The sequence below is a fragment of the Bacillus sp. BD59S genome, assembly GCF_007363175.1.
In the GTDB taxonomy this organism is placed as follows: domain Bacteria; phylum Bacillota; class Bacilli; order Bacillales; family Bacillaceae_G; genus Bacillus_A; species Bacillus_A pacificus.
Genome location: NZ_CP034686.1, coordinates 2,342,854 through 2,369,214, shown reverse-complemented (window position 1 = coordinate 2,369,214; position 26,361 = coordinate 2,342,854). Strand labels below are relative to the sequence as shown.

Here is a 26,361-nt window from a genome sequence, read left to right as displayed (position 1 = left end):
CAGCGCTTTTTCAATATTATTTAATTACGTTCAACACTATACCCTTTTGAATGAATTTCTAAATTCAACTTATTTGAATAAATTTTATTCAAAATAAGAAATACGATGCCTCCTCCAATTGGAAGCGTGTAGGCTGGAATATGATTTAATAATAGACCTGATAATACCAGCGCTATCGGCTGCATCATTTTACCTATACTTAATCCAATACTAAGAACTCTTCCTCTATATTGATCAGGAATCTCATTTTGCACGAAATAAATTAAAGGGATATCGATTAATGCTATCATTAGCCCTAAAAAGAACATAATAACGCAATACGTAATAACGAATACAAAATCATTCACTTCAAAGCTTTTGAATAAAACTGGAATCCCTGAAATAATCATAATAACTGACAACATAGAACTTAGCTTTTTCAAAAGATAGGAGTAAGAAAAACGATCAGTTATTTTTTTTACTACAATTGCACCAATTATCATCCCTACTGGAAAAGTCCCTTGAATCATACCAAATTGTTTAGAACTAAGATTGAGAACTGTATTAATAATGTATGGCAATGGAATAGTTACAGCAAAGCCTAAGAGGAAATTAAACGAAATTAAAATATGAAACGTATTCTTTAAGTTTTTCTTTTCAAGTAAGTAAGAAAACCCCTCTTTTATATCTTTAATAAAATTAACTCTTCTTTTTGAATTTTCCTCATTTATATTACACTCGAACAGTTTAAAATGAATAAATAGTAATGCTATCCCCGAAAGAATAAATGAAATACCGTTTATAATTATAAAAGTTTGAATATCAAATACTGAAAAAACGATGCCACCTAACATAGGGCCAAGAATTAAAGATACAGAATCGATAATTTTACTTATAGAATTAATACTCATAAGCCTTTCTTTAGAGACGATATTGGGTTTTGCAGCTTCTAATCCTATTCCAAAAAAGGTTGTAAATACTGTCATAAGAAAGGTTGTAGTATAAATAATGAATAAGTTTAATCCATAATGGCTGCTTAATATATAAACAGCTATTAATATGCTGCCACTTAGTAAATCCATACAAACAACCAGTTTCTTTTTATCAACCTTATCAGCAATTACACCGGCAAATGGATTCATAACAATCATTGGAATTGTCCCTAATATGAGCGTAATCGCGAAATTTAAAGCAGATCCAGTTATTTGCAAAACATATAATCCTAATGCGAAATTATAAATAGAGCTACCGAATAGTGATACTGTTTTTGCAATTGAATATAGACAAATATTTTTTAGTTCTTGGTTTCTTTTTTTATTTTCTATATGTAATCGTAAACTTGCCATAACTTTTCCCCCTGCCTAATTTTGTGTTACGTACATTGTAAGTTCTCGGGTCAACCCAATCGCAATATGTACGATTTGAAAAGTTTGAAGGGAAAATAAATAAAAGATGGGGTTAACCCCATCTTTTTCCGAAAAATGAATATGTATAAATTTCTTCTCCTTGAACAAAGAAATCCTCGTATTTTCCGCCCCGTTCCAAATAATTTGACGTTCGTTCATCAATGGATTGAAACCTTAGATTATGAATTTCTTTCATTACTTTTGAAAGTTTAAAATTCTCTCGAAACCTAGTTGTAATTTGGCTATTTACACTAAATTTATTAAATAAAATAAATGAGCTTAATAAATAACAATCGTGTTTAAAAAGCGAATTTAATTCGTGTAATAAAAAAGCCTCATGTTCAAAACTATAATTACTTGTACCAGACTGATCAATTACAATATCAACAGAATCTTTTTGAATAGGTATGTTTAAAAAATCAGCACAGATAAATAAAATATTTCTTTTAGGATTTCTTTTTTCAATTACATCTTTTAAAAATAAAAGTTTATTCAAATCTCGATCAACAGAAATATATAAACAATCTTCCGGTAGTTCTTCATAACTATTCCGTAAAAAGAATCCGAGGCCGGATCCTAAATCAAGTAGTATCTTATTATTTAAATCTAGCTGCATTAGTTTCTTTTTCGCCCATTCTCCACCTTTTTGTATATTCTCTAAAAAAGCAGTATCCGTTTCATGAATATAATCCGAAATAGTATCTTCAAGTGACGTACGTTCATTTACTTTAAATGATTTACCAACAGTTATAATTCCTGAAATAATATTGTATTCTTTACCACAATTACAAATTAACTTCCCCTCTGTAATTTGATTGTTAGTAATTATTCCATCTTGAAGAATTAGTTTTTTGCTACACTTATAACATGTAAGTAAATGTAGTACACTTAATTCTAGCCCTATCACTGTATTGGAAGTTTCGTTTGTTAATAATAAGTCATGTAACACTCCCTTTAATTTGTCCCGTTTCTTCTTCAAAAGTTCTATTTCCTGTTCCATCTTGTTATATTTCAATTTAAATAAAGATTGGTAGAAAATATCTTTTTCGTAATTCATAGATTTCGCTAAATTTTTATAAAAAAATAGTTCTTTAATTTCATTCAAACTAAATCCTAGGTCTTTGTAATGTAATATAAGTTCTAAATCTTTTTGACAATACTCATCAAAAAAATAGTGCCCCCCTTTTTTTTCAGGAATAATGAGACTGAGATCCATATAATGTCTAATTGTATCAATACTTATGTTATTTACTTCTCCAAACTTACCGATTTTCATAATATCCCTACCATTTAAATATTTTTTTATATAGATTTCTATTTTTATCTTTAAAAATCCTTTCCCTTTTTTATCAACATTATTTACGGGATGAACAAATGGTATTATTTATATATTGTTATACCTAATAATATAACATGCAACTTTTGGTTTTATGTATGTCAAATTATCAGTATCAAAATTATTAAACCTCAATCGATTTATTATATTCTACTTAATGAAATGTACCTATAAATGGACATTATAGCATTACTTTATTGAACTATTGGAGTAGGGTTAATGTAGAAGGTTACATAGGGGTAGCGTCAGAAAAATGCCGATTTACAACGATAAAGGAATTCTAAATTAAAAAGCTCAATTTCTCTATTTTGAATTACAGAGAAGTTGAGCTTTTTAGTTATTTCATTTATTTATGGAATTCATTAACTGGAAGAAGTATTCAGGTTTATAAGTCTTATTTAGATTATACCATGAATGTAATGTATCTGGTGTAAATACATCTATTTTTTTCAGTACCTCCATAGCAAATTCCAGAGGAGCTATTCCTGATGCAGTAACTAAATTTGCATCAGATACCGCAGATCCCAACTCATAGAACTTTTCTCCTTTATAGTTAGGACATACCATTTTAGTATATTCTAAGTTATTACTTGTATGCTTTCTAGTATCCAAGTATCCCATATTCGCGAGGGCATCAGTTGCACCACAAATTGCAGCAACAATAGTGCCAAGCTTTAAAGAGTGTCCAATTTTTTCTAAAATAGGTTTATGAATTTCTTCACTCCAAGTAGTCCCTCCTGGTAAAATTAAAAGATCTTTACTCTCAAAAGTACATTCATCAAGGGAAATATCTGGTTTTATGCTCAATCCTCCCATAGTAGTAATCATTTCTTTATTAGCTCCTACTGTAATTACTTTTAAAGGTGGTATATCTTTTTTAAAATATCTTCCTGAGTTTAGTTCAGCAATTAAATATCCATATTCCCAGTCTGACATTGTATTAAATACATATAGAAAAGCTTTTTTTATTTGCATCCAATAACACTCCAATCACAATTTATATAGCTATTATAATATAACTTCCCTGACAGTTAACGTCAGGGAAGTTATCATACTTGATGAAATTTTATTAATTCCGACAGAACTTCAATTAGTCTATTCTTAAGACTTATTGGCTCAATAACTTTAATAGATTTATTGTACGGTAAAAGTAAATAAGGTACATATTTATGTATTAGATCTTTTTCAAGAAGAAAAACTGCTTGATTTGAAGTCCGTTCTTGTAAATAATGTCCTAAAAACCAATGTTGGCAAATATCAGCCAATACACTTTTATCCCCATTGATAACCAAAGAAATAATACTTTCCTTATCTTCTATAGGTGGAAGAAGACTTTTTATAAAAAAGTCCCGTGCTGAAAAATTTTCTGGCTGGTTAAACTTATTTTCGGTTAGCATTAGACTTTCAATTCGATCTACTCTAAAACTACGGATATCCTCCCTAAGGTGACAAAATCCAATCACATACCACTTATTATTCCAATAGATAATTCTGTATGGATCGACCAATCTATAATTTAATTGCTTTTCGCCACTTTTATGGTAAAGAATTTTTACTGAGTACCCGTCAGCTACGGCCTGCTCCAACTCCTTCAAAAAAGTTTCTATAGAGAGTGCGCTTAATCGACTTATTACTTCAAGACTAGTTAAATGTTGGTTTATCTTTGTTTCCTGCTCTTGATTTGAGTATTTACTTAGTTTTGAAATGGCCCTATCTAATGCTTCACCTCCATAATATCCAGCTTCTTCCGCAAAAACAGCTGCGTGAAATAGTGAAGTTTGCTCCTCAAAATCAAAAAAAAGAGGAGCTTCAATAAAATTGTTCAATAAAGAGTATCCACCGTTATGTCCTGGTTCTGAAATTATAGGTACGCCACTTGTTGAAATTGTATCAATATAACGATACACAGTCCTTATGTTAATCTCTAACTTTTCTGAAATTTGTTTTGCAGTAATTTTTTCACCTGAACGAAGCATCCATAGAATTGCTAACATATTGTCAATTTTAGGCATATAATTCCCCCTCTATATGAAACTTATTTTCTATTATATATTTTTGATTTTTGGTATAACTCATCAACTGTTCCTTTCCGATAACTTTCCATATAATGAGGATCTAGACACATTTGTAATTTCACAAATTTGATTTGCAGTCCTATCTCCCTCTTTATAGAGCTTTACCACATAATTCATTCCTGCATGATTTTTATGGTACTTCTTTAACCGACCTTTAAAATTTCCTTTTTACTCCGTATGTTATCGATTAATTCAAATAAATCTTGTGTACTACGATTAATCTGAGTTAATTCCGTGTATATCCTCTAACATTTTTTGAAGTTGCTCACGACCTTTTGTTGCTCTGGAAGCTTTTTCTCAAAAAATAATATCCATTTTGATTTCTTTCAGTTGTTAAAATTGCCTTAAAGAATTCTGGTTACTTGAACTGACACGTATAATTGCATAAATGGTATTGCAAGCGTGACTAGTTTCTTTACTTTCATATTAACCTTTGCCCCTTAAAACTAAAAAGAAACATACCTATGCATATAAAAAGATATATCTTTTATATGCTATTGGTTAAATTTGGATGAATGAATATTATTTTATATTGAAAAAATAAATACGTCAAAATTATTTTACGGAAATTATAAAAATCATATGATTTATTGATTGCCGACAATTTATATATAGATTAGTAAGCTAATGAAACAATGCCCACTACAAACGAAAACATGTTTCTATCTGTGAATTTATAAGAAAGAATGACGTTTTTATTTCTATTTGTATGTGTTATGAATTACACCTATTTCTTTGAGACTTTTAAAGATTCTCAAGGAAATACCTTACGAGTTATTGCTACAGACCTTGGTTTTGTACAAAAAATTGATAGAAACCAAGAAAAAGATTTTGTGTCTTTCTATGTTTAGAGGAGTTAAAAAATCACTACACCTCCTTCATATGCGTGTAATATACAGGGATTTATAACTTAATATAGAACATAAAAGGAGATGCTTATTTTATAAATAAACTGATATTCATAAGTGGAGGATTAGAAAATGAAAATTGCAATAGTCTGTTTCGATAACTTTACTGATATTGATGTTTTTCTACCATGGGATTTATTAAATCGTGTACGTTTAGTTGGCGGTATTTCTGATTGGGATGTCCAGCTTTTAGGAACGGAAAAAACTCATATATCCATGTCTGGCTTACGTATTCCTATGACAGGAAACATATTTGATATTCCTTCTGCTGACGCAGTAATATTTGCAAGCGGCAAGGGTGTACAAGATTTATATAAAAACCAAGAATATATTAATAGCATTCACGTAGATCCTCAAAGACAATTAATAGGATCTATGTGTTCTGGTTCATTACTACTAGGAGCTAAAAAATTGCTAGCTGGAAAAAAAGCAACTACATATCCATCCGCAGTAGAACAACTTAAAGAATTTGGTGTAGACGTTATTGAAAAAAGTTTCGTAAACGAAGGAAATATTTCAACTGCTGCAGGTTGTTTTGCTGCTCAAGAACTCTCAGGTTGGATTATAAGAACCCTGCTTAATGAAGAAATGGTTGAAATCGTACTAGAAACTGTTCAGCCAGTAGGAAAAGGTTTATATTTTTAATTAAGTCGAGTGATTGGTTAGTCCTGGAAACGATAAAATGAATTCTTTTGCTTAATGTAGACATGGTGTGTCCCCATTTTCAAATAAAAAACCCGCGAATCATTCACGGGTTTTCTTCTTAATAACTAATTGCTATTGTACCTTCACCTGCATGTACCGCAAATGAAATTGGTAATGGATATAGTTTGAAATCCATTTCAGGGAATGCTTGTCTAATATCTGCAATCCATTCTTCAGCTCCAGGTTTATCGTTAGCATGGAACATGTGAAGTACTTTTGGTAATTCCTTTTCAAGTTCATTTTTAATGTATTCTCGGCATTTTTGGATTTTACGAACTTTCTTTTCAAGTAAAAGCTCTCCGCCTTTTACTTCTAATATTAAGTTGACACTTAATAAACTTCCAAGTAAAAATTGAACTCCCTTTACACGTCCACTTGCATAAAGGCCTTTTAAACTTTTCGGGAATACATGGAAAGGTCTTCTTTTTTCATCTACTAATGTTTGGTGTATATCTTGTAAAGTCATACCATCATGGTATAACGATTTCGCTTTTCTAATTAGTTCATCCATTGGATAACTTGTTGTTTCACTATCTAATACTGTTAATGGGAAACCTGCCATTTCTGCAGCTAACTTCATGTTTTGATAGGTTCCACTTACTTTTCCGCTAATAGCAACTGCAAATCCCTCTTCATATTCTTCTTTGCATTTCGAAAATAACTCTACCATTTCCCCTATGTTAGGTTGTGATGTAGTGACAGTTTTACCTTCGTTTAAAGCATTATAAACGCGCTCACGCACACCTTCTTCACAATCTTTATACGACACACCATCAATAATAACTTCAATTGGGATAACAAAGTTATCTCCTTCTGTTGTAAAACTCGCAGTTGTACTATCAGTAATCCAAGCAACACGCTTCATGTTGTTCCTCCCTTAATTCAATTCCTCTTTTCTAATTTTTCTATATATTTATGTTATGAAAAGAGAATATCCCTGTAATAGTAACAGGACTTTATTGTTTTGGCTATAGTAGATAGATGATAAATGTGAATATTTCTTGTCTTTTTCACAAATTAAAAAGAAAATCAAGAAATTTGCTCGATTTTCTTTTTCTCATACATTATTTAAAAGTTTCATTATCTAAAATCACAACATAATCATTTGTTAATCGCCCGGCTTCTTTCGTATAACTAACAAGTCTTTGTATGTTATCACAGCTAAGTTTTGCACCCCATACAAGTAATGGTACACCAATAAAGTCAATATGAAACCTTCTAGAAAACAGCCCGCCAAAAGTCATTGGTAAAGGTACTGTTGGTGATGTATTAGAAAAAATAATCTTTTCATGACTTTGATAATGTTTTTGCAAAATCTCTCCTAAATGCTTCATCGCAGGTACAACGACTTTAGATGCCCCGCACCCAATTGTATATACAGGATTACCATTTTCATCTATTCCATGAAAAATAATTTTCCCCATATCTTCGGTTTTCAATTTATTAAAGTAATCTACATTTAATATTTCTTCTTTCGTTAACTTACGGTCAGTTGGCAATTTATTTAAATGATAAGCTGCAGCGAGTGCAGTTGAATGTGTTCCGCCGAAATCTGTGTAAATAAATATCATATGATCATCCCTTGTTGTGAAAGTTCAATGTTATTTAGTATTACCGCTCACAGCATTGTTAAACAAGAGATAAATGTATTTACACTTTTTGTATTAGCTCATTATATTTTTTCCAAATATAATATCGTCTACTTATTACTGTGCCTAATGTGACGCATAAAAAGGCATTCGTTACAACCATTAATGTGTTGTGAGTACTGCCAGAAAACATACTTTGCTTAATTACAATTTTCGCACCTAAAATAATAAGAAGAATTATTGTGCTTAACCAATTTCCTTTTCGTAATACATGACCCGTTTCACTATCTATTCGAAATGTTAACGCTTTTCCTCTAATAACCCCAAGAACCAATCCAATTCCGAGCATGGCAACAAATAGTAGTAATTGTAATATGGTTAATTGTCCCATATGAATAATGGACTGGATTGTTACAAAGCACAACAAAGCCGGAACGAGCCAAATGCGATTAACTTTCACTTTACGTTCCTTACCTTGCATTAATACGATAATAAGAATAACAAGTAAAATATCCATTTAGTAACCTCCTTTATACTTGTATACCTATAAAATTATATTCACCTCTTTTTACTCCATACTTAAAATGCGGTAGTCACTTTAAATTGTAAAATATGGAATGTGATTCTTCATCAGTCTGAAGCATTATTTTTAAAAATAAAAAGACGTACTTTTTACTCGTACATCTTTAGTATCTATATTCGTATTTTTATATACCTATTTAAGCCATTTATTTTTCAGTTAACTCCATACCTTTAGGATTAGTTTTATTTAACACTCGAAAATTAAATTTACTTGCTAGCATTAAAGTGATTTTATAAATAAAGTATCCAACAATACAACCTATAACGTTACAGATTACATCATCAATATCAGTAATACGCCCCCATCCACTAAATAAAGACTCAATTAGTTGTAATAATTCAATGCTAATTGATATAACTAAACCTAATAAAATAGTCTTTTTAACTTTTTTAGGGGATAATATTGACTGAAAGACCTTGGTGTTCGTTACTAGTAGGAAAGCCGATTGGTATAGGGAATAAAGTGACTGCAACAACCATACCAATATATATTGCGAACAAAAAACTAATTAGCTCTTTCCACCAATGCACACCCTTTTTTTCATTCCAATTAATATAGTTCGTACAATCAAATAACCGATAACTCCAAATAGGATAAACATACTACCATTAATCATATATAAACTTTTAACACAACCCTTCATATTAATGTCATAATAATATCTGTTAATTTAAATATAAAGTTTTAATTTAATTTGTATAGAATTATTTTTCATTATAAAAAACCTTTATTTATAAAATAAAAGATTTCTAGTTAACTAAAATTCTTTTCAAAACAAAAACAATCATGAACCCGTTTAAATTGTTTTCGTATTTCTTCTTTATTTTCACCTGTATAATGAGCAAATGTTTGAACTGGATGTAACTGACCTATATTACTTTTCATTACACCTTTTATCTCGTCTGTATGGTCGGAATTCACGTGTAAATATGAATCTACGTTTACAAATCCGTTCTTTTCATACCATCCATGTACCCATAGGTTGTCCCTAGTCCATGCTTCCAGGCGATTTAGGTTAAGTTCTTTCGCTAACTTCTCCGCTTCCTTTAATAGCTGATTACCAATTTTCATTCTACGGAAATCCGGATGAACTGCAATATGCCAAATCATGCCGCCAAGACCAGTTCCTCTTGAACATACTGTACGCTCTTCTAATTCATATTCAATATCTATTAACCCCACAATTTGATTTTCACATACTGCTACTAATTCAATTGTAGGATTTTCATATTTTTCTTTCTCTCTAAATACGTTATCGTAATATGCTGTATCTAAAAAAGATAACACACGGCAACGTACCCAACCGGTTTCATCAGATTTTTCATATGCTCTAATCTTAATATTCATGTAATCTAAAAGCTCCCTCTATATTTTTATTAATTTTTTAACTCCTACCTTGTTGCTTTAGACATATAATCAATTGAACAATCTAAATCTAGATATAATAATTTTCTGGACTACATCCTTTGCATTAATCATACTTGTCACCGTCATATACAGAAGAGATTCTTCCACCTAATTATTATTCAATATATAGATGGAAGAATCCTCTAGTGATGTATACTAATAGAAAAATGGAAGAAAAAGTTATTTAGAATCTACTGATTCAGCATGATATACCTTGGATTTTGAAGGTAATAAAGTAAACACACACAATATAATAGTTATAAGTAACATTACCAATGATCCTACAATAACTACAAGTTGTATAGAAATAAATTGAGTTGCAACTCCGAATAGAATCGTAATCAAAATGGTTATGCCGGCAATTACTAGTCCATATATACTTCCAATCCGTCCCATTATGTGAACGGGAACGTTGTTTTGATAAAAGGTATAATATCCTGTATTTGCATATGCCATAGAGAAAGATAAAATAAGAAATCCGATAGCAGCCATTAAAAACTCATTTGAAAAAGCATAAATTAAATAACCAATTGCAATGAATAATGATCCTATTCCAATTAACAATGAAGGCGCTAATTTTTTAGATAAAATTGTATTTGTTATAGCTCCTAAAATAATTCCAGCCCCGCCGGCACTAACTAAAAATCCATATTCACTATCTGTTAACAATAGAACTTCTTTAGCAAATGACAATTCAAGCGAATCATTTGCGGTAGCTAAAACCATCATCCCTTGAAATAAGAAGTATACAAAAACGATATACAAAGATTTTTTACTAAAATTTAAAACGATGTTCCAATCTTTTTTTAGTACAGTTAAAGATAACGTGTCATTTGATGTATGCATATCGGATTTTTTATCAAGATTAGGTAATAGCAATGTAATTACTCCTGATAAGAGAAACGCTATAGCATTTATATATATTGCAAACTCTGGTGTACTTGCTATTAACAATACTCCCGCTATCGCTGGACCAATTAAAAATGCACCAGATCCTATTAAACTACGCAATGAGTTGAAACGTTGTCTTTTCTCAACTGGAATTAATTTAGTCATATATGTCATAGCAGTTGGCTCGTAAATTGCATTAGCCATACTAATAAAGAATACGAATACATAAACCATCCAAAGTGATGGAAGTAAAGGTAAGATAGCGATAAATACCGCACGATATATATCAAGGTGAATCATTAATTTCCGTTTATTTAAACGATCAATCATACTCCCTGACCAAGCGTTTGTAAATAAAGCGGCTAATGGTTTAATTACATATAAAGTAGCAACAGCTAGGGCTGAGCCACCCATATTATAGACAAGTACATTCAGTGCTATTAAGTAAATCCATGCCCCTAAATTTGCAATACCAACTCCGGACAGTAATAATAAAGGATATTTCCAATCGTTAAGTAAGTTTTTCATTTTCGGCCCCGCTTTCCAAATTATTTTAAACCAATAAAAAAATCCCACCCCCAAGACTTTAGTCTTAGGGACGAGATTTATCATCGCGGTGCCACCCTAGTTTGTTAATATGTCACCATATTAACCTTATCAGGTACTGCATTCTTTATGCTTATACCATAGCTCTATAACGGGAGCTCCCGTCACACCATCCTCTAATAAAAGGTTCCGATGCACTGCTCAGAGGCTTGGTTCAATAAAGAATTTTTGCTCCTTTTCAGCTAAATGGAGCTCTCTGTGAAAAATTCATTTTATTTACTCTTCTCTTCACTGCATTTGATTTTTTCCATATTATCACAATTCAATCCGACTGTAAATAAGGAATAATCAGATATTTATAATTTCGTCATTTTTGCTTTTCGGCTAATTCGACATACGAAACGCATTAGCTTTTTATGAAGATAAGGAAATACAATGAAAAATACGTCCATTGTTTTTTTAAACGGCATTGGACATATTACTAATTTATTTTTATGGATAGCTTTCAGTGCAATTTCAGCAAACTTGTCTGCTGAAATCGGCTTATTAATTTTTAGTTGTTTTAAAATTTGATCCTTATTCATATTAATTGCAATTGATTTTTCAAATATGGGTGTATCTACAAAAGTTGGACAAAGCACACTTACATTTACACCGTATTCTTCTGCCTCATAATGTAATGAAGTTGTTAAACCTACGATAGCATGTTTGGTAGTTGCGTATGCCGTACAAAGTGGAGCAGGTCCTAAACCGGTTGCAGACGCAGTATTAATGATATAACCAAATCCTTGTTTTTTCATGAATTGGTAAGCCAATTGTGTTCCGTAGATTACTCCTAATAAATTTATTTCAATAATATGCTTCCAATTATCCAAAGACATATCGAATACTTCTCCATACATAGCAATTCCAGCATTATTAAACATATAATCAATTCTACCAAACTCATTAACTATTTTTATAATAAGATCCTCTACGAATTCAGCATTAGTAACATCTAAATATTCGAACCTAGCTAGTTGATTATTATTTTTCATATTATGCACAAGTTCTTGACCACATGCTTCATTAATATCTGCGATAATTACAAATATATCTTTATTTGCTAATTGAAGAGCTAAAGCTTTACCGATACCAGAAGCTCCGCCAGTTATAATTGCGACTCTTTGTTCATCCATATAAAAAACCTCCTGTTGTTAATACATATAATGAAAACGGACGAGTGTAAGTATTTGAACAATCGTTCTAATTCTCTTAAAACGCTACACATGTTTCTTTGAAATAGAGAGTAAAAAAATTGTAATGGCTTCATTAAATAAAGCTTCTAATTTCTCTGTTTCAATGGAATGAATAAATTGGCATAACCCACCTAGCCATGAACCTAATAAAAGACTTGAATTCTCAACGTTTTTTATATTAAATTCGCCGCTTTGTATACCTTCAATTAAAATTTTTTGATATGCATTTAAAGGGACAACAGCTAAACCATAAAGCTGTTGAACTGTAGAGGGATTCGTGCTCGGATCAGAGGCAAGTTCTTGCCCCGCCCTTAATAACGGCGTTTTGTAATTATAAAGTACAAATTTAGCCATTCCATATAATTTCCCAGTAGCATTTGTATACTGTTTTTCTGCTATTTCCCATTTACCGTGCCAGTTTCTCATACTGTCTTTAGCTAAATAAACAAATAATTCTTCTTTATTTTTATAATGATAATATATATGCCCTTTACTATAACCAGAGGCTTTTGCAATGTTATCAATCGAAGTTCTTGTATATCCTTTTAAGGAAAATAATTCTGTCGCCTTCTCTGCTATTATTTCTTTCGCTAAATCGCTATCGTATCGTCTTTTATTCAATGTAGACTCCTTCCGTCGTTTAATACAAAAAAATTGAACAATCGTTCTAATTTCAATATATGTAAGTTTTTTTGTTTTAGTAACTGTTAAGTTTCGTATTTATTATTTTTTATAAAAATTACGGTGCGTGAAATTACTAAACTTTATAAAAAAAGAGCCTATTGTATATAGCCCCTTCACATTGCTCGAATTAATTTGTATTTGCCTCTGCTAACGGTTGTAACGGTGGTTCTAATTTTAGTTCTAATGCATCGCCTTCTTGTATAGATTGTCCTTTTTCAATACTTTGATTTGTTACATATCCCGTACCTGAAGTTTTTAAATCTAATTTTAATAGTTTAGAAAAACACATAACATCACGCATTGACCAACCTTGTAAATTGGGCATTGTTGCGTTGTTTCCTAATAAAAATATACGATCACCTTCACTCATTAATTCACCAGACTGTGGATATTGTTTTTTTATTTTTCCTTCTCCTAAAATTATCGGTTGGAGTTTCTCTTTTTTCACATTATTCTCTACCGTATCTATTAATTGATTAACATAGTTTTGCACTTTTAATTGGGATTTTTTCGTTGCATCGGCCATTTGTTGTTCTGTGTATGGTTTCACCTTTAAATATTCAAGGCTATTTTTCACAACTGGTTTAAATATTTCAGCGAGTGGCTGAGCCCCATATTCATCTCCCTTTAACTTTGGCTGCTTAATAGCTAAGTATACAATTAACTCTGGGTCATCAATTGGAGCCATACCTAAAAATGAAAAAATATAATTTTCTTTTCCTTCCATATATCGTCCATTTTCAGGGTTCGGAATTTGGGCTGTTCCTGTCTTGCCTCCTATTGGATAACCATCGACTTTATACATTGTACCTGTACCTTTTGAAGACGTAATAACACGCTCCATTAAGTCTCTTACCTTGTCCGCAGTCTCTTTTTTTATCGGATTGCCAACTTCTTTCGGTTGATTTTCCATAATAACTTGCTTGTTTGTTGGATTTACAACTTTGTCAACGATATATGGTTGCATCATTTTCCCGTCATTTGCTATAGCGGTGGCAGCTTGGATTAATTGAATTGGAGTTACTGTAGAACCTTGTCCGAAAGAAGTTGTTACTTGTTGAATTTGTGTATTTAATAATAAAGTATTTTTACTTTCACCAGGTAAATCTATTCCCGTTTTTTGGTTAAAACCAAATTTATTCATATATTGCTTAAATTTATTTGGCTTTAATAACTGATCTTCTAAAATAGAAAAAGCTACGTTTGATGACCTTTCAAAACCTTCATCAAATGTTATAGATCCCCATCCAAACCCACCATTATGATCTTTTATATCCGCTGAACCTACTGAATACTTTCCGGATTGAAAATATTCTTTCCCGTTATATACACCTTCATTGATTGCAGCAGCTAACGTAAATACTTTCATCGTTGAACCTGGTTCATATGCATTTGCGATTGGATCATTTAGAAAGTATTCAATATCCCCTTTATTAGGGTTAAAACTAGGTTTACTAGACATAGCTAAAACTTTCCCCGTCTTTGGATCCGCTATAATACCTACTAACATAGAAGGATCATAGTGCTCTTGCGCCTTGTTCATCGCTTCTTCTAAAAAACTATTAATTTGTTTATCAAGCGTAAGATATACGTTATTTCCATGTTTAGCGGGTTCTATTTTTCCTATATCATTTGTAAGCGGGATACCTCCTCGCGCTCCCACATATTCTATATTCCCATTTGTCGAGCGCAAATACTTATCCAAACTTTTTTCAAGTCCAAATTTCCCTTCTGTATTTCCTTTATTGTCTGGTCTAGCAAAACCAAGTATATAAGATGCAAAATCTTCATTTGGATACACTCTTGCTTTCTCAGGCATAAAAGAAACACCCGGGATTTTCAATTTTTTAATTTGTTCTTTCTTTTCCCTAGACAAATTCCGGCCAACTTTTCCGATTTCAACTTGCGTACGCCCCTCATGGAAATTTTTTAATACGTCCTCTTTATCAATTTCAAGCGCAGTAGCTAATTGCTCTGCAGTTTCATCTTTATTTTTCAATTTGTCATTACCTTTCAAATTCACCACAACACGATACGTTGTTGAATCTTGAACGAGCACTTTTCCAGTTTGATCATAAATCGTGCCACGATTCGCTTCCAAAACACCTTTTTTATTATGTTGTTCATTTGCAAGATCCTTTACATCCACATTATGCACGACCCCTACTGCTTGAATATAGAAAAAACGCAAAAGCATAATAAGAAACAAAACAATAAAAGCAACCATAAAATACCGCGCGCCTTTATTCGTTTGAAGTTTATGCATATTTATCTCCTTTCTATTACAATTAATTACTGCGATGGTGTGCTATAAATTATGTAGTTTTTGCTTTCAATACTATATGTTTCGAACTTTTCCTTTTAATCCCTTTAAAACGTTCTGAAAGTATCCATTGTTTCTTTTTTATTTATCTATTTACATTGCGGTGCGTGAAATTTTCGAATATTCAGACGCTCTTAGGTTGACTTATTATAATCTACAAATTTAATAAAAACTTTTGATACTAGCTCATTTGTTCCTTCATCATTCTTTTAATGCGTATATCCTTATCTTGTACATAATAAAAAGTTCTCCTTTGGATTTCCAAAGGAGAACTTAAAAAACTACGAATAGTTATTTATAACAATTAAGCTATATGATTATATTTCTCTAAAAAAGGAATTCGTTTTGCTACTAATGCGTACATTTTGAATACAAGTTTCGCTATCGGCTCCAACATACGTGTACTTTGCACTACTAAGCCACTTGTGATAAATGTTAAGAAAGCAGCACCCAGTATATCTAAAGGATAATGAACACCTACGTACATACGTGAAACACCGACTAATACTGCCCAAATAAGAGCGACATATTTAAGTTTTTCTCCTCTAAGCAAAAATACAAATGCAATGGAAAATACAAGTACTGAATGATCACTAACAAATGATGAGTCTGCTGCATGTGGTACTAATTGATGTACATCATGTGATACAAATGGACGTGGGTGGTAATATACCGCATGTATCACAACATTTACTAATAATGCGATAATGACTGAAAGTGTCGTATATAACACTGTGTATTGTTTTTTAATTGCATTGACTTTTTTTCCATTATTAAACCATAAGATAAACATAAACAAAATTGCTACATATACAGCACTATTTGTAATAGCAATCATTAGCGTATCTAATAGTTTGGACGATCCAGCTAAATTATTAAACCATTGAAATACTGTGTAATTCATAATTCTCTCTCCTTAAATAAAAGCTTTCTTGATTTACACAGTATACAACATCAATATGAAAATGGGCTTAAACTTTTCTCATCTAATTCTCATTTTACTATTACTCATTTGACAATATTGAGACTAATTATAACGGCTAATTATGTATAAAGCTGAAAAACCTTTAAAACAATACGACTTACATACTATTCATGAATAAAATACGTAACATAGTTACTTAAATATACTTGTTGTAAAATCATATTTTTAATACATACGAAGTGCAATATTACCGAATTGTTCGCCTTGTTCCATACGTCTTAACGCTTGAATCGCTTCTTCCAACGAATACACTTTATCCATAATTGGTTTAATCTTATATTTCACTATAAACTTAATCATTTCATTAAATTCTTCACTGCTACCCATAGATGTTCCCATTATATCGATTTGATTATAAAATAATGCTCGTAATGGTAATTCAATTTTATCCCCTGAGCTGGCACCAAAATTAACAATTCTCCCATTTTGTTTTAATACATCAAAGTATTTTAAGAATGTTGCTGGCCCTATACTATCGATTATTAAATCTACTTTCTCTTCGCGTAAACTCTCTTCCCAATTTCCAGAACTATTAAAGGAAAAGTCTGCGCCATATGTTTCGGCAAGCTTCCTTTTGTTCTCTACCCTTGAAGTAACACTTACTTTTGCACCAATTGCTTTTGCAAATAACATAGCAAACGTCGCTACACCGCCGCCTATCCCTGGAATTAAAACATGTTCGCCACGCTTTAATCTACCCTTTGTAAAAAGCGCTCTATATGCAGTTAATGCCGATAAAGATAAAACACCAGACTCTTCCCAAGTAAGATATGATGGTTTTGCCACTACATTTTCTACTGGCACAATGACATATTCAGCAAACGTTCCATCTTTGGGCCCACCTAACACCTCTGGTAACTCGGGTATTTCAGCAATATAATCCCATCCAATACTAGGGTTAATAATAACCTCATTTTGCAATATAGTTCTTGAAACACCTTCTCCAATTTCCGTAATAATACCTGCACCATCTGATCCTAGAACTAATGGTAATTGCATTTCCTTTCTATTATTCATTATAAATAAATCTCGATGATTTAATCCTGCTGATTTTAATTTTACTTTCACTTCTCCAGCGCTAGGTTTTCTCTCAGGTAATACTTTATATTCTACCCCTTCAAATCCTGCTTTATATTGTTGTACGATAGCTTTCATTTTTATTCCCCCTTCATATTTCTAATGTACTAGAAAGTTCGAAATAAACAAAATAATTTGACCGTAAAAAAGAAGGAATGCACAAAACATCCCTTCTTTTTGAATTATTAAAGTGAAACGGTAGGCAGTGTAATCGTAACTATTGTTCCTTCGGCTTCTTTACTCTCTATTTGAATAGTTCCGTTATATTTCTCTATAAGTCGTTTAGCAATAGATAAACCTAGACCGTTTCCACCTTGTTTTCGACTTCTTGCTTTGTCTACTCGATAAAAGCGGTTAAGAACAAAAGGCAAATCAGCTTCGGGTATTCCCGGTCCATGATCTATAATACGAATGTTAACTTTTCCTGACTGCACACTAGATTCAATACAAATATATCGATTATCTTCTTTTGTATACTTCACTGCGTTATCCATTACGATAATAATAATTTGTTCTAAGTAAGATGATGGTATTGAAACATATGCTGCATCTCCATCCAGTTTCGTATCAAATTGAAATTCAGTTTGAAGTACAGTAAAATTTTGTGTAACTTGTTTTAATATACTATTTACATGGACTGGATCTGCTGCGATTGCATGCATCTGTTCTGATTCAGCCCTTGATAGTTCTAGCAATTCTAAAACTAACTTATTTAAACGATCGACTTCCTTTAAACTGGATTGGAGCGATTTATCTAAAACTGCTGGATCATTTTTCCCCCATCGATTTAACATAGACAAGTGTCCTTGAATAATTGTTAGTGGTGTTCTCAGTTCATGGGATGCGTCTTCTACAAACTGTTTCTGTTGTGTAAAAGAAGTTTCTACCTCATCCATCATTTCGTTAAAAAGAAACGATAATTTTGCAAGTTCATCATTATTTTCACGTACTGGAACCCGTTCATTTAGACCGTTTTTCTTTATACGTTTCATCGTATCCGTTATATTTTGAACGCTTGATAATAGTTTTTTCGTGATTAGTAGCCCACCTAAAAAACTAAAGATTAATCCACATATTCCGGCAATAACCATTACCACTAGAATAATTTTTAATAAATGATCGAAAGCCTCTAAGTTTTTCGTAAGTTCAATTGTACCAGTGAACTCTTTTGTTTGAATTGGTATACGCTTAACTAATATGCGATCTTCTACATGTCTTTTTATAAATAATTCCTCATGTGTAACTTGTTTTGGTTTTATCCACGATTCATTAAACTCTCGAGAAACAGTAACAATTGGTTTCCCGTCCATACCGATAATACGAATCATTTGATGCTTATCAATCATATTATTTAAAAAATCTTTCCTGTTTTCAAACGTTTTACTCGAAAGGGTATCACTTTTATCTTGGAAATATGCCGCTACTTCTGTCACTTGCCTATTTATTTGTTTCTGTTCATAATCTATAGTCCACTTATTAATTACAATAAACTGCAAAGCGCTATATAAAATGAATAAAATAAATACTAGTGTAGTGGACCAAAGTGTTAATTTCCACTTTATAGGTAGATTTCGAATTCGATGCAAAATATTTTTAATCATTTCATTATATATCCAGCACCGCGGACCGTTTGGATATATTCCTCCTTATCTACACTATGTAACTTGTTACGTAAATAACGAACGTATACATCAACGATATTCGTCTCAACCATTGCATCATATCCCCATACTTGATTTAATAAAACATCACGGGTAAGTACTCTATTAATATTTTTCATAAACATAAGCAAGAGTTCAAATTCTTTATTTGTAAGTTCAATTTCTTCATTTCCTTTTGTAATAGTTCGAGATTCAATCTGGAGCTGTAAATCTTTGAAGGTAAGAGATGAATGTTTGTTTTCTATATGTTCTTCTCGTCTAAATATAACTCTCATACGTGCTAACAGCTCTTCAATTGCAAATGGTTTCGGAAGATAATCATCGGCTCCACTATCTAAACCTGTCACCCGGTCCATAATACTATCACGTGCAGTCAGCATAATAATCGGTGTATTTTTAGTTGCCCTTAATCTACGACACACTTCTATTCCATTTAATCCTGGTAACATTAAATCCAATAGAATAAGGTCATAATTTGTTTCAAGTGCAGCTTCTAAACCCTTCCGCCCATCAAACTGTATATCGACTTTATATCCTTCATACTTTAGTTCTAACTCTAAAAAATCAGCTAAATTTTCTTCATCTTCAATGATTAATATGTGTTGCAACCGTAATTCCTCCTATAAAGTTAAATGAATGAGTAATCCTAACCCAAATATCAATGCAATGATTTGATGTGCTTTTCTATACAATATCAAGTTTGTTTTTTTATTATGTTTCTGTAAGAAAAATCCAATGACACCCAGTATAATTAAAATAAATAGGGAGAATATACCACTATAAAATATAAGTATATGTCGACTTCCTTTTAATAAAAAATAAACACCGTGAGTAATTGAGACAGCTAATACAGTATATCCAATGAATACGTGAAATTCTTTAATGAACAAATATAAGTCTTTTATCAATTTAACCCCAATTATATTTTTCTTTTTAAAAAATAACCATACATGACGTAAAAACCATAACGATGCAGCTAAAATTGCCCCATACTCACCGAAAGAACCTAATTTCTTATTTAACCCTTTAAGATTTACTACGTTGCCGTATATTACATTAATAAGCAACAATGCTACACTGCAAAAAATAATAGTAAAGCCTATGATTTTTACAGACATGTGAAAAGATTTATTTCTTAGTAGCTTTTCCATTTTATTAAAGCTCCTTTCTTAAAAAGCTTCTGTAACAAGCAGAATATCAAATAAAAAAGAAAGGAACATGAAAGAAAGATTAAAATAAAATGAGAATTTCAAGATCAATTAATTCTTTTTGCTTCCTTTATTATTTTTTGAATAAACGGTGCTTTTGCATTTGTATAAGAAACACGATCAAAAGGATATGTAGCTGCAAGTCTCTCTTTTAGTTCTCTATATTCTTTACGTGCCCATTCATGCTTTATTAGAAAGTCTCGAAATAAAAGATTGTTTTTCCATTCGTCACTATTATATATATAAACATGTAAATGATGAGTGCCCGCTCTCCATTTTCCCTTTCTAAAAAAACGCCAATTAGGGATTTCTTTTGGAACATACTCATATCCAATTTTTAATAGATCATCAATCCACTTTTCGATAATTTGCAAATCTGTTACGCCAATCATCATATCAATTAAAGGTTTCGCTCCTAAACCTTGTACAGATGTGCTCCCTATATGTTCAATAGCAATACAATCTCCTCCGAATAAAGAAATAAATTTCTCTTTTTCTTTTACATACTCTTCATGCCAATCTTTTTCATATGGTTTAATAACGATTTGTTGTTCCACTCTATCCACCTTCTTATAATTATTTATTATTATATTTATAAAGTTTCATGTGATTCACATAGGATTTTTATAAAATATGTCGAATACTGAAATATACAACTTAATTATAATAAATGCGAGGTATATTATGGAAGCTAAACCAGTTGAAATTCAATTAAATCAAATAACATTCCAATTAAAAGAACATCATAATTTTGATTGGCTCTTGAAATTAGGAACCGTATTTGCAGTTTTTGACCAGCAAGATTCAGGTAATATAAGTTTTGGTGTTGAAAAAAATGGCCATAAAAAATTCATTAAATACGCAGGGGCACAAACAATTGCATACGAAGGAACAATAAATGACGCTATTGAACGGTTAAAAAATTCAGTTTCCCTATACGAGGAATTAAAACACAACTCGCTTATAAAACTACTTGAACACTTTCCAGTTCAATCTGGATATGTACTAATTTTCGATTGGTTTGATGGTGAATGTCTTCATTCGCACTGGAGTTTCCCGCCTCCTGAAAAATATAAAAATCCAAACTCTCCATTTTATAAATTTAAGCATTTACCTGTTAGAAAACGTGTTCAATCCTTAAATTCCATTTTTTCTTTCCATACATATGTCGAAAAGAAAAACTATGTAGCGATAGATTTTTATGACGGTAGTATTATATATAATTTTAATACAAATGAAACGAAAATTTGTGATATTGATTTATATTCTAAAAAACCATACGTAAATAAAATGGGAAGATTATGGGGTTCCTCACGTTTTATGTCTCCTGAAGAATTTGAGCTAAACGCTATGATTGATGCGAGAACAAATGTATTTAATATGGGTGCAATGGCTTTCACAATTTTAGGTGGTGGAAAAGATCGCTCCTTTACAAAATGGGAAGCAAGTAGGGATTTATATGAAATAGCGTATCGTGCAGTAAATGAAAATCGAGCCGAACGATATGCATCAGTTGAAGAATTTTATGAAGAGTGGGTAAACGTGTTAAATACTAAAAAGATATAAATCTATATTATTCAAACAAATATATAGTTTATACTATTATCATGATAATATATATAAAAAGGAAATTAAAAATAACGAGGCAAATATTATGAACTTTGTGTATATCAATCAACACGTGTTAAATAATCTTTTATACATTTTAAGTAGTATATTTATTTTTTATTTTATATATGATAGCGGGCGCTATGTGAAGAAATATAAAAAACTACTTATTATACTTTGTACGAGTATCCCTCTTATTTTATGTATGCGTTATCCTATCTATATGGATGAAAGTTGTATTCATGATTTAAGACAAATACCGGTTATAATAGGTACACTTTATGGTGGCTTTCCTGTCGGTATAACATTGTTTGCTATTTTATTAATTATAAGATTTTCATTTTATGGATTTAGCATGTTAACAATGCTAGTTTATGGCATAATGTTTATCATTACAGCATTCGCATCCGCAAAATTTAATACATATAATAGAAAAATAAAAGTAGCTTTTTCCATGTTTTTAACCTTTTTCCTAGCAATATTTACAACTGTAATTGTATTAACTTTATCAGATTTTGAAGTAAATAATTTGTATATTATTTACTTCATAATATTACCGACTACTCTGATGCTATTTATTGTTTATATAAATGAAGTTATAAAAGATGCAGTATGTATGCGATCAAAATTAATTAAAATGGAGAAAATGGAGATTGTTAGCCAACTCGCTGCTAGTATATCACATGAAGTAAGAAACCCTTTAACTGTCGTAAAAGGATTTACACAACTTTTGAAAACATCCAATTTGACTCCTGAATCGAGAGATAAATATATTGACCATATACTTGAAGAATTAAATCGTGCTCAAGAAATTATTGATGACTATTTAACATTTGCCAAACCTGCTCCAGAAAAATTAGATCATATTTCAGTCGAACAAGAGTTAAATAGAGTTATTAATATGATAGTGCCCTTATGTAATATGAATACGGTACATATTACGAAAGATTTCTCCAATGCAACAATAGTTGGTAATAAGCAGCACTTTCAGCAATGTTTTTTAAACTTAATAAAAAATGGTATTGAAGCAATGCCTAATGGTGGCACTTTAAATATCTCCTCTTCTATTAGTAATAATAAAGTTATCATACGAATTGAAGATAGCGGAATTGGTATGTCACAAGAGCAAATAAATCGATTTGGCGAACCGTATTTTAGTACAAAAACGAAAGGTACAGGTTTAGGTACAATGGTTGCTGTTAAGATCCTTGAAACGATGCAAGGTAATTTGAAAATCCGAAGCGTTATGAATAAAGGTACTACTTTGACAATTACATTCCCGAAATGTAATACAAACGCATCTAACAACAAATAAAAAAGGAGCAATTATGCTCCTTTTTTATTTGTTTCGATACATAAGTATCTTCTATGTTTTTTTAGTTTACATTTGTGGAGACTAATTAAAAATTAGTACCCTCCGCCCCAGCAGCTGCATCCAACGATAATTAATAAAATAAATAACACAACTAATAAAGCGAAACCTCCACCAAAACCACAAGAACCACCGTAACTCATTCTTTCTCCTCCTTTTGGTTTGAAAACTAATAGGTAGTTGATCATTTTAACTGGTTCGTATTATACATTATGTAAGTATCCCTTTTTTGAGCATGTCTATATAAAAATAAGTAAAAGCACTCATTTGAGAGTGCTTTAAAATGGATACCAAAAATTTTGAAATACATGTAACTTTAAATATACTGCAGCAATTAAAATAAAAACACCTACAAATAAAGCAATGAAATCTCCGCTTTTCGCTTTATTTGTATAGAACCACGTACGTGTATCCTTCTTTCCAAATCCTCTTAAATCCATTGCGTTTGAAACTGTATCAATTCTCTCTAAAGAATGAATAATTAAAGGCCAGAAAATTAAGACACGGTTTTGTATTCGAATCCACAAACTTGCTTCTCCTTTTTCAAAAGCTACTCCTCTCGCCTCTTGGGCATTTTTAATAACTTTATATTCGGACTGTATATCAGGTATATAACGTAATGCAATATTTATCGCATAAGTAATTTTATAATGAATTCGAAATTTACTTAAGCTACTCACAAATTTGCTTGGATCAGTCGTATAAATAAAAATAAGTGTAAATGGTAATAACGTAAAATACTTTAACGAAAGTGTAGCTGCATAAAATAAGGTTTCGTATGTAATTGTTGCATATCCAATATACACAAATGAAGTATACGATCCAGTTAATTCAGATCCATGGGTTGGTGTAATAAATAAAATCATGACAGAATTTAATAAACTAAATGTGAATATAACAGTAAAAACAATAAAAATTTTACGAAATGGAATTTTAGCAACTAGAAGTCCGATACATCCAATCATAAATACGAATAGCAATATGCGAAAATCAAAAAATAAAAAAGTAAGTGTCATACAAAAAATAAATAACAACAATTTCACTGCCTCGTCCATGCGATGAAAATATGTATTATACACCTTCCTCCCTCCTAATATCATCAAAATAAAGTTTCATAAATCTTTCAGGATTTGTAATACCACTAAATTTAACGAGTTTAAATAAAGAGCTCTCCTTTAAGTTCGCTCTTTTTAATGTTTCTGGATGTCCTAATACAATAGACGCGGGATTATTCGCAATAATTTCTCCTTCATGTAGAACTATTGCTCTGTCTGCATATTCTAATGCGAGATTCATATCGTGTGTGATAAAAATAAAGGATATTCCCTTCACAGCTAGTTTTCTAATAAACGTCATAAATTGTTTATAATGATAATAATCTTGTCCCGCTGTCGGTTCATCTAATATGATAAGTTTTGGATTTATTGCTAGTACAGATGCAATCGTTAATCTCTTTTTTTGACCATAACTTAATGCCTGAATTGGCCAATTTCGAAATGGATACAAGCCACAAATTTTTAATGTTTCCTCTGCTCTAAGCTTAATTTCTTCCTTCGAAAAATTTTTTAATTGTAATGGAAATGAAATCTCTTCCATTACAGTAGCTTGTGTAATCATATGATTTGGATTTTGCATCACATAAGATATAACCTCACCACGTTTACGAATAGACCAAGAATTGATATTTACTCCATCAATTAAAATTCTATCATTTTTTGTTTTGTTTATCCCTATAAGACTATGAGCTAATGTTGATTTTCCAGCACCATTATGACCTAAGAGTGCTACTATTTCCCCTTTATATAGAGAGAAATTTACATTGTCTAATACTTTTTGTTTATTAGGATATGAGAATGACAAATTCTCTACTTTCAATAATTCTTTTTTTGTAGGAGTATCTTTACAAAAAGTTTGCTTCTCCATCCACTCATTTATTACACCACTAACATTTTCTCTTTGAAGATTTTCAAATGGGTATATTACGTCATTATTACTATCAAAATGCAATCTCTTTAATCCTTCCAAGTACATGGGTTCCCTTAAGCCAATAGATGGTAATATATTTGAGGCCAAAATCTCTTCTGGTGTTCCTATCTCAACGATTTCCCCTTCCTCCATTAAAATAATTTTATCTAAATCCAGATTTAACATTTCTTCTATTCGATGTTCAATAATTACAATTGTTTTATTACATTGTTTATGTATATCTTTAATAAGTTCTATTGTATGTAAGCTACTAGCTGGATCTAAATTCGCTAACGGTTCATCAAACAATAATATATTAGCATTTGTCGTTAACAGACCTGCTAAAGAAACAGTTTGTTTTTGCCCTCCTGATAACTCATGTGGACTTTGTTTATGAAAATTATGCATCTTTACCTTTTTTAATGATTCCGAAACAATCTTTTTCATATCATCTTCATTTACGCATTCATTTTCTAAATAAAAAGCTACATCTTCCTCTACTGTAAGACCAATAAATTGTGCATCTTGATCTTGCAAAATTGTTCCAACCTGTTTACTCTGTTCAAAAATACTTCCTTTCCTCGGGTCTTTTCCGTCAATTAAAATAGTACCAGTACTAGTCCCTTCATAAGAAAATGGGATTAGCCCATTTATACAATGAGCTAATGTCGATTTCCCTGAACCACTTCGCCCAGCAATCAACACTTTTTCCCCAGGATATATATGAAATGTAACGTCTTTAACAGTAGGCTGCGCTGCATGCTTATATTGAAAGTTGAATTGTTCAAAAGAAATAATTGGTTGCATGTTAACAT

The 26,361-nt window shown here is 31.2% G+C and carries 24 protein-coding genes, 2 pseudogenes and 1 other annotated feature; of the genes and pseudogenes, 3 read left to right on the top strand and 23 right to left on the bottom strand.

All coding sequences use genetic code 11. The features are described from left to right. Nucleotides 1-20: 20 nt before the first annotated feature. The 5 genes and pseudogenes from EKQ63_RS14190 to EKQ63_RS14165 form a co-directional block, all read right to left on the bottom strand. The gene (locus EKQ63_RS14190) at nt 21-1,325 is read right to left on the bottom strand and encodes an MFS transporter (RefSeq protein WP_143881162.1); all 1,305 of its coding nucleotides are present in this window, start codon (nt 1,323-1,325) and stop codon (nt 21-23) included. A gap of 112 nt (nt 1,326-1,437) precedes the next feature. Further along, complete coding sequence (locus EKQ63_RS14180) at nt 1,438-2,661, bottom strand: methyltransferase domain-containing protein (RefSeq protein WP_223290790.1); 1,224 nt, start codon at nt 2,659-2,661, stop codon at nt 1,438-1,440. 402 nt (nt 2,662-3,063) lie between these two features. Then, on the bottom strand, nt 3,064-3,696 hold the full coding sequence (locus tag EKQ63_RS14175) for a type 1 glutamine amidotransferase family protein (RefSeq protein WP_143881160.1): 633 nt from the start codon (nt 3,694-3,696) through the stop codon (nt 3,064-3,066). 74 nt (nt 3,697-3,770) lie between these two features. Then, entirely contained in the window at nt 3,771-4,733 is a 963-nt protein-coding gene (locus EKQ63_RS14170; RefSeq protein WP_087953569.1) for a helix-turn-helix transcriptional regulator, read from the bottom strand. Nucleotides 4,734-4,796: 63 nt separating this feature from the next. Beyond that, nucleotides 4,797-5,186 (bottom strand): annotated as a pseudogene (locus EKQ63_RS14165) (helix-turn-helix domain-containing protein). Between the two features lie 590 nt (nt 5,187-5,776). Here EKQ63_RS14165 and EKQ63_RS14160 point away from each other — a divergent pair. After that, nucleotides 5,777-6,349 carry a DJ-1/PfpI family protein gene (locus EKQ63_RS14160; protein WP_143881159.1) on the top strand — a complete coding sequence of 191 codons (573 nt, stop codon included), beginning with the start codon at nt 5,777-5,779 and terminating at the stop codon, nt 6,347-6,349. 118 nt (nt 6,350-6,467) lie between these two features. Here EKQ63_RS14160 and EKQ63_RS14155 read toward each other — a convergent pair whose 3' ends face one another. From EKQ63_RS14155 to EKQ63_RS14085, 15 genes and pseudogenes are all read right to left on the bottom strand, one after another. Continuing rightward, complete coding sequence (locus EKQ63_RS14155; RefSeq protein ID WP_143881158.1) at nt 6,468-7,274, bottom strand: DegV family protein; 807 nt, start codon at nt 7,272-7,274, stop codon at nt 6,468-6,470. Nucleotides 7,275-7,473: 199 nt separating this feature from the next. Continuing rightward, entirely contained in the window at nt 7,474-7,980 is a 507-nt protein-coding gene (locus tag EKQ63_RS14150) for a DUF3189 family protein (RefSeq protein WP_014893677.1), read from the bottom strand. 79 nt (nt 7,981-8,059) lie between these two features. Further along, a complete protein-coding gene (locus EKQ63_RS14145) occupies nt 8,060-8,515 on the bottom strand; it encodes a CcdC protein domain-containing protein (RefSeq protein ID WP_087953572.1) in 456 nt (151 codons plus the stop codon). A gap of 211 nt (nt 8,516-8,726) precedes the next feature. Then, nucleotides 8,727-9,224 (bottom strand): annotated as a pseudogene (locus EKQ63_RS14140) (VanZ family protein). Between the two features lie 110 nt (nt 9,225-9,334). Next, the gene (locus EKQ63_RS14135) at nt 9,335-9,928 is read right to left on the bottom strand and encodes a GNAT family N-acetyltransferase (RefSeq protein WP_143881157.1); all 594 of its coding nucleotides are present in this window, start codon (nt 9,926-9,928) and stop codon (nt 9,335-9,337) included. A 240-nt stretch (nt 9,929-10,168) separates the two neighbouring features. Further along, nucleotides 10,169-11,407, bottom strand: coding sequence for an MFS transporter (locus EKQ63_RS14130; protein ID WP_143881156.1), 1,239 nt, complete (start codon nt 11,405-11,407; stop codon nt 10,169-10,171). A 63-nt stretch (nt 11,408-11,470) separates the two neighbouring features. Continuing rightward, nucleotides 11,471-11,726: a binding site (T-box leader), on the bottom strand. Between the two features lie 55 nt (nt 11,727-11,781). Then, nucleotides 11,782-12,603 (bottom strand): SDR family NAD(P)-dependent oxidoreductase, encoded by an 822-nt coding sequence (locus EKQ63_RS14125; RefSeq protein WP_143881155.1) that lies wholly within the window; start codon nt 12,601-12,603, stop codon nt 11,782-11,784. 84 nt (nt 12,604-12,687) lie between these two features. Then, nucleotides 12,688-13,284 carry a TetR/AcrR family transcriptional regulator gene (locus tag EKQ63_RS14120; RefSeq protein ID WP_087953575.1) on the bottom strand — a complete coding sequence of 199 codons (597 nt, stop codon included), beginning with the start codon at nt 13,282-13,284 and terminating at the stop codon, nt 12,688-12,690. Nucleotides 13,285-13,474: 190 nt separating this feature from the next. Further along, nucleotides 13,475-15,613, bottom strand: coding sequence for a penicillin-binding protein (locus EKQ63_RS14115; RefSeq protein ID WP_143881154.1), 2,139 nt, complete (start codon nt 15,611-15,613; stop codon nt 13,475-13,477). 361 nt (nt 15,614-15,974) lie between these two features. Further along, nucleotides 15,975-16,574 carry an undecaprenyl-diphosphatase gene (locus EKQ63_RS14110; protein ID WP_087953577.1) on the bottom strand — a complete coding sequence of 200 codons (600 nt, stop codon included), beginning with the start codon at nt 16,572-16,574 and terminating at the stop codon, nt 15,975-15,977. Nucleotides 16,575-16,820: 246 nt separating this feature from the next. Continuing rightward, on the bottom strand, nt 16,821-17,810 hold the full coding sequence (locus EKQ63_RS14105) for a zinc-binding dehydrogenase (protein WP_087953578.1): 990 nt from the start codon (nt 17,808-17,810) through the stop codon (nt 16,821-16,823). Between the two features lie 107 nt (nt 17,811-17,917). Continuing rightward, complete coding sequence (locus tag EKQ63_RS14100; protein WP_087953579.1) at nt 17,918-19,333, bottom strand: HAMP domain-containing sensor histidine kinase; 1,416 nt, start codon at nt 19,331-19,333, stop codon at nt 17,918-17,920. Beyond that, entirely contained in the window at nt 19,330-20,001 is a 672-nt protein-coding gene (locus EKQ63_RS14095; RefSeq protein ID WP_087953580.1) for a response regulator transcription factor, read from the bottom strand. Before EKQ63_RS14095 ends, EKQ63_RS14100 begins: the two co-directional genes overlap by 4 nt. A gap of 12 nt (nt 20,002-20,013) precedes the next feature. Beyond that, the gene (locus tag EKQ63_RS14090; protein ID WP_087997308.1) at nt 20,014-20,544 is read right to left on the bottom strand and encodes a hypothetical protein; all 531 of its coding nucleotides are present in this window, start codon (nt 20,542-20,544) and stop codon (nt 20,014-20,016) included. Nucleotides 20,545-20,648: 104 nt separating this feature from the next. Next, nucleotides 20,649-21,158: a GrpB family protein gene (locus tag EKQ63_RS14085; protein ID WP_087953582.1), complete on the bottom strand. Its 510-nt coding sequence runs from the start codon at nt 21,156-21,158 to the stop codon at nt 20,649-20,651. Between the two features lie 127 nt (nt 21,159-21,285). Between EKQ63_RS14085 and EKQ63_RS14080 the strand changes: the two genes are divergently transcribed. After that, a complete protein-coding gene (locus EKQ63_RS14080; RefSeq protein ID WP_087953583.1) occupies nt 21,286-22,167 on the top strand; it encodes a protein kinase family protein in 882 nt (293 codons plus the stop codon). Between the two features lie 88 nt (nt 22,168-22,255). Next, nucleotides 22,256-23,524: a sensor histidine kinase gene (locus tag EKQ63_RS14075; RefSeq protein ID WP_087997309.1), complete on the top strand. Its 1,269-nt coding sequence runs from the start codon at nt 22,256-22,258 to the stop codon at nt 23,522-23,524. Between the two features lie 92 nt (nt 23,525-23,616). Here EKQ63_RS14075 and EKQ63_RS14070 read toward each other — a convergent pair whose 3' ends face one another. The 3 genes from EKQ63_RS14070 to EKQ63_RS14060 all read right to left on the bottom strand — a co-directional run bounded on the left by EKQ63_RS14070 (nt 23,617) and on the right by EKQ63_RS14060 (nt 26,353). Beyond that, nucleotides 23,617-23,724 (bottom strand): YjcZ family sporulation protein, encoded by a 108-nt coding sequence (locus EKQ63_RS14070; protein WP_000120182.1) that lies wholly within the window; start codon nt 23,722-23,724, stop codon nt 23,617-23,619. A 135-nt stretch (nt 23,725-23,859) separates the two neighbouring features. Further along, nucleotides 23,860-24,660: an energy-coupling factor transporter transmembrane component T family protein gene (locus tag EKQ63_RS14065; protein ID WP_140168769.1), complete on the bottom strand. Its 801-nt coding sequence runs from the start codon at nt 24,658-24,660 to the stop codon at nt 23,860-23,862. Then, nucleotides 24,653-26,353, bottom strand: a complete 1,701-nt coding sequence (locus EKQ63_RS14060; RefSeq protein WP_087953586.1) for an ABC transporter ATP-binding protein — start codon at nt 26,351-26,353, stop codon at nt 24,653-24,655. The genes EKQ63_RS14065 and EKQ63_RS14060 overlap by 8 nt, the downstream gene beginning before the upstream one ends. Nucleotides 26,354-26,361 lie beyond the last annotated feature (8 nt).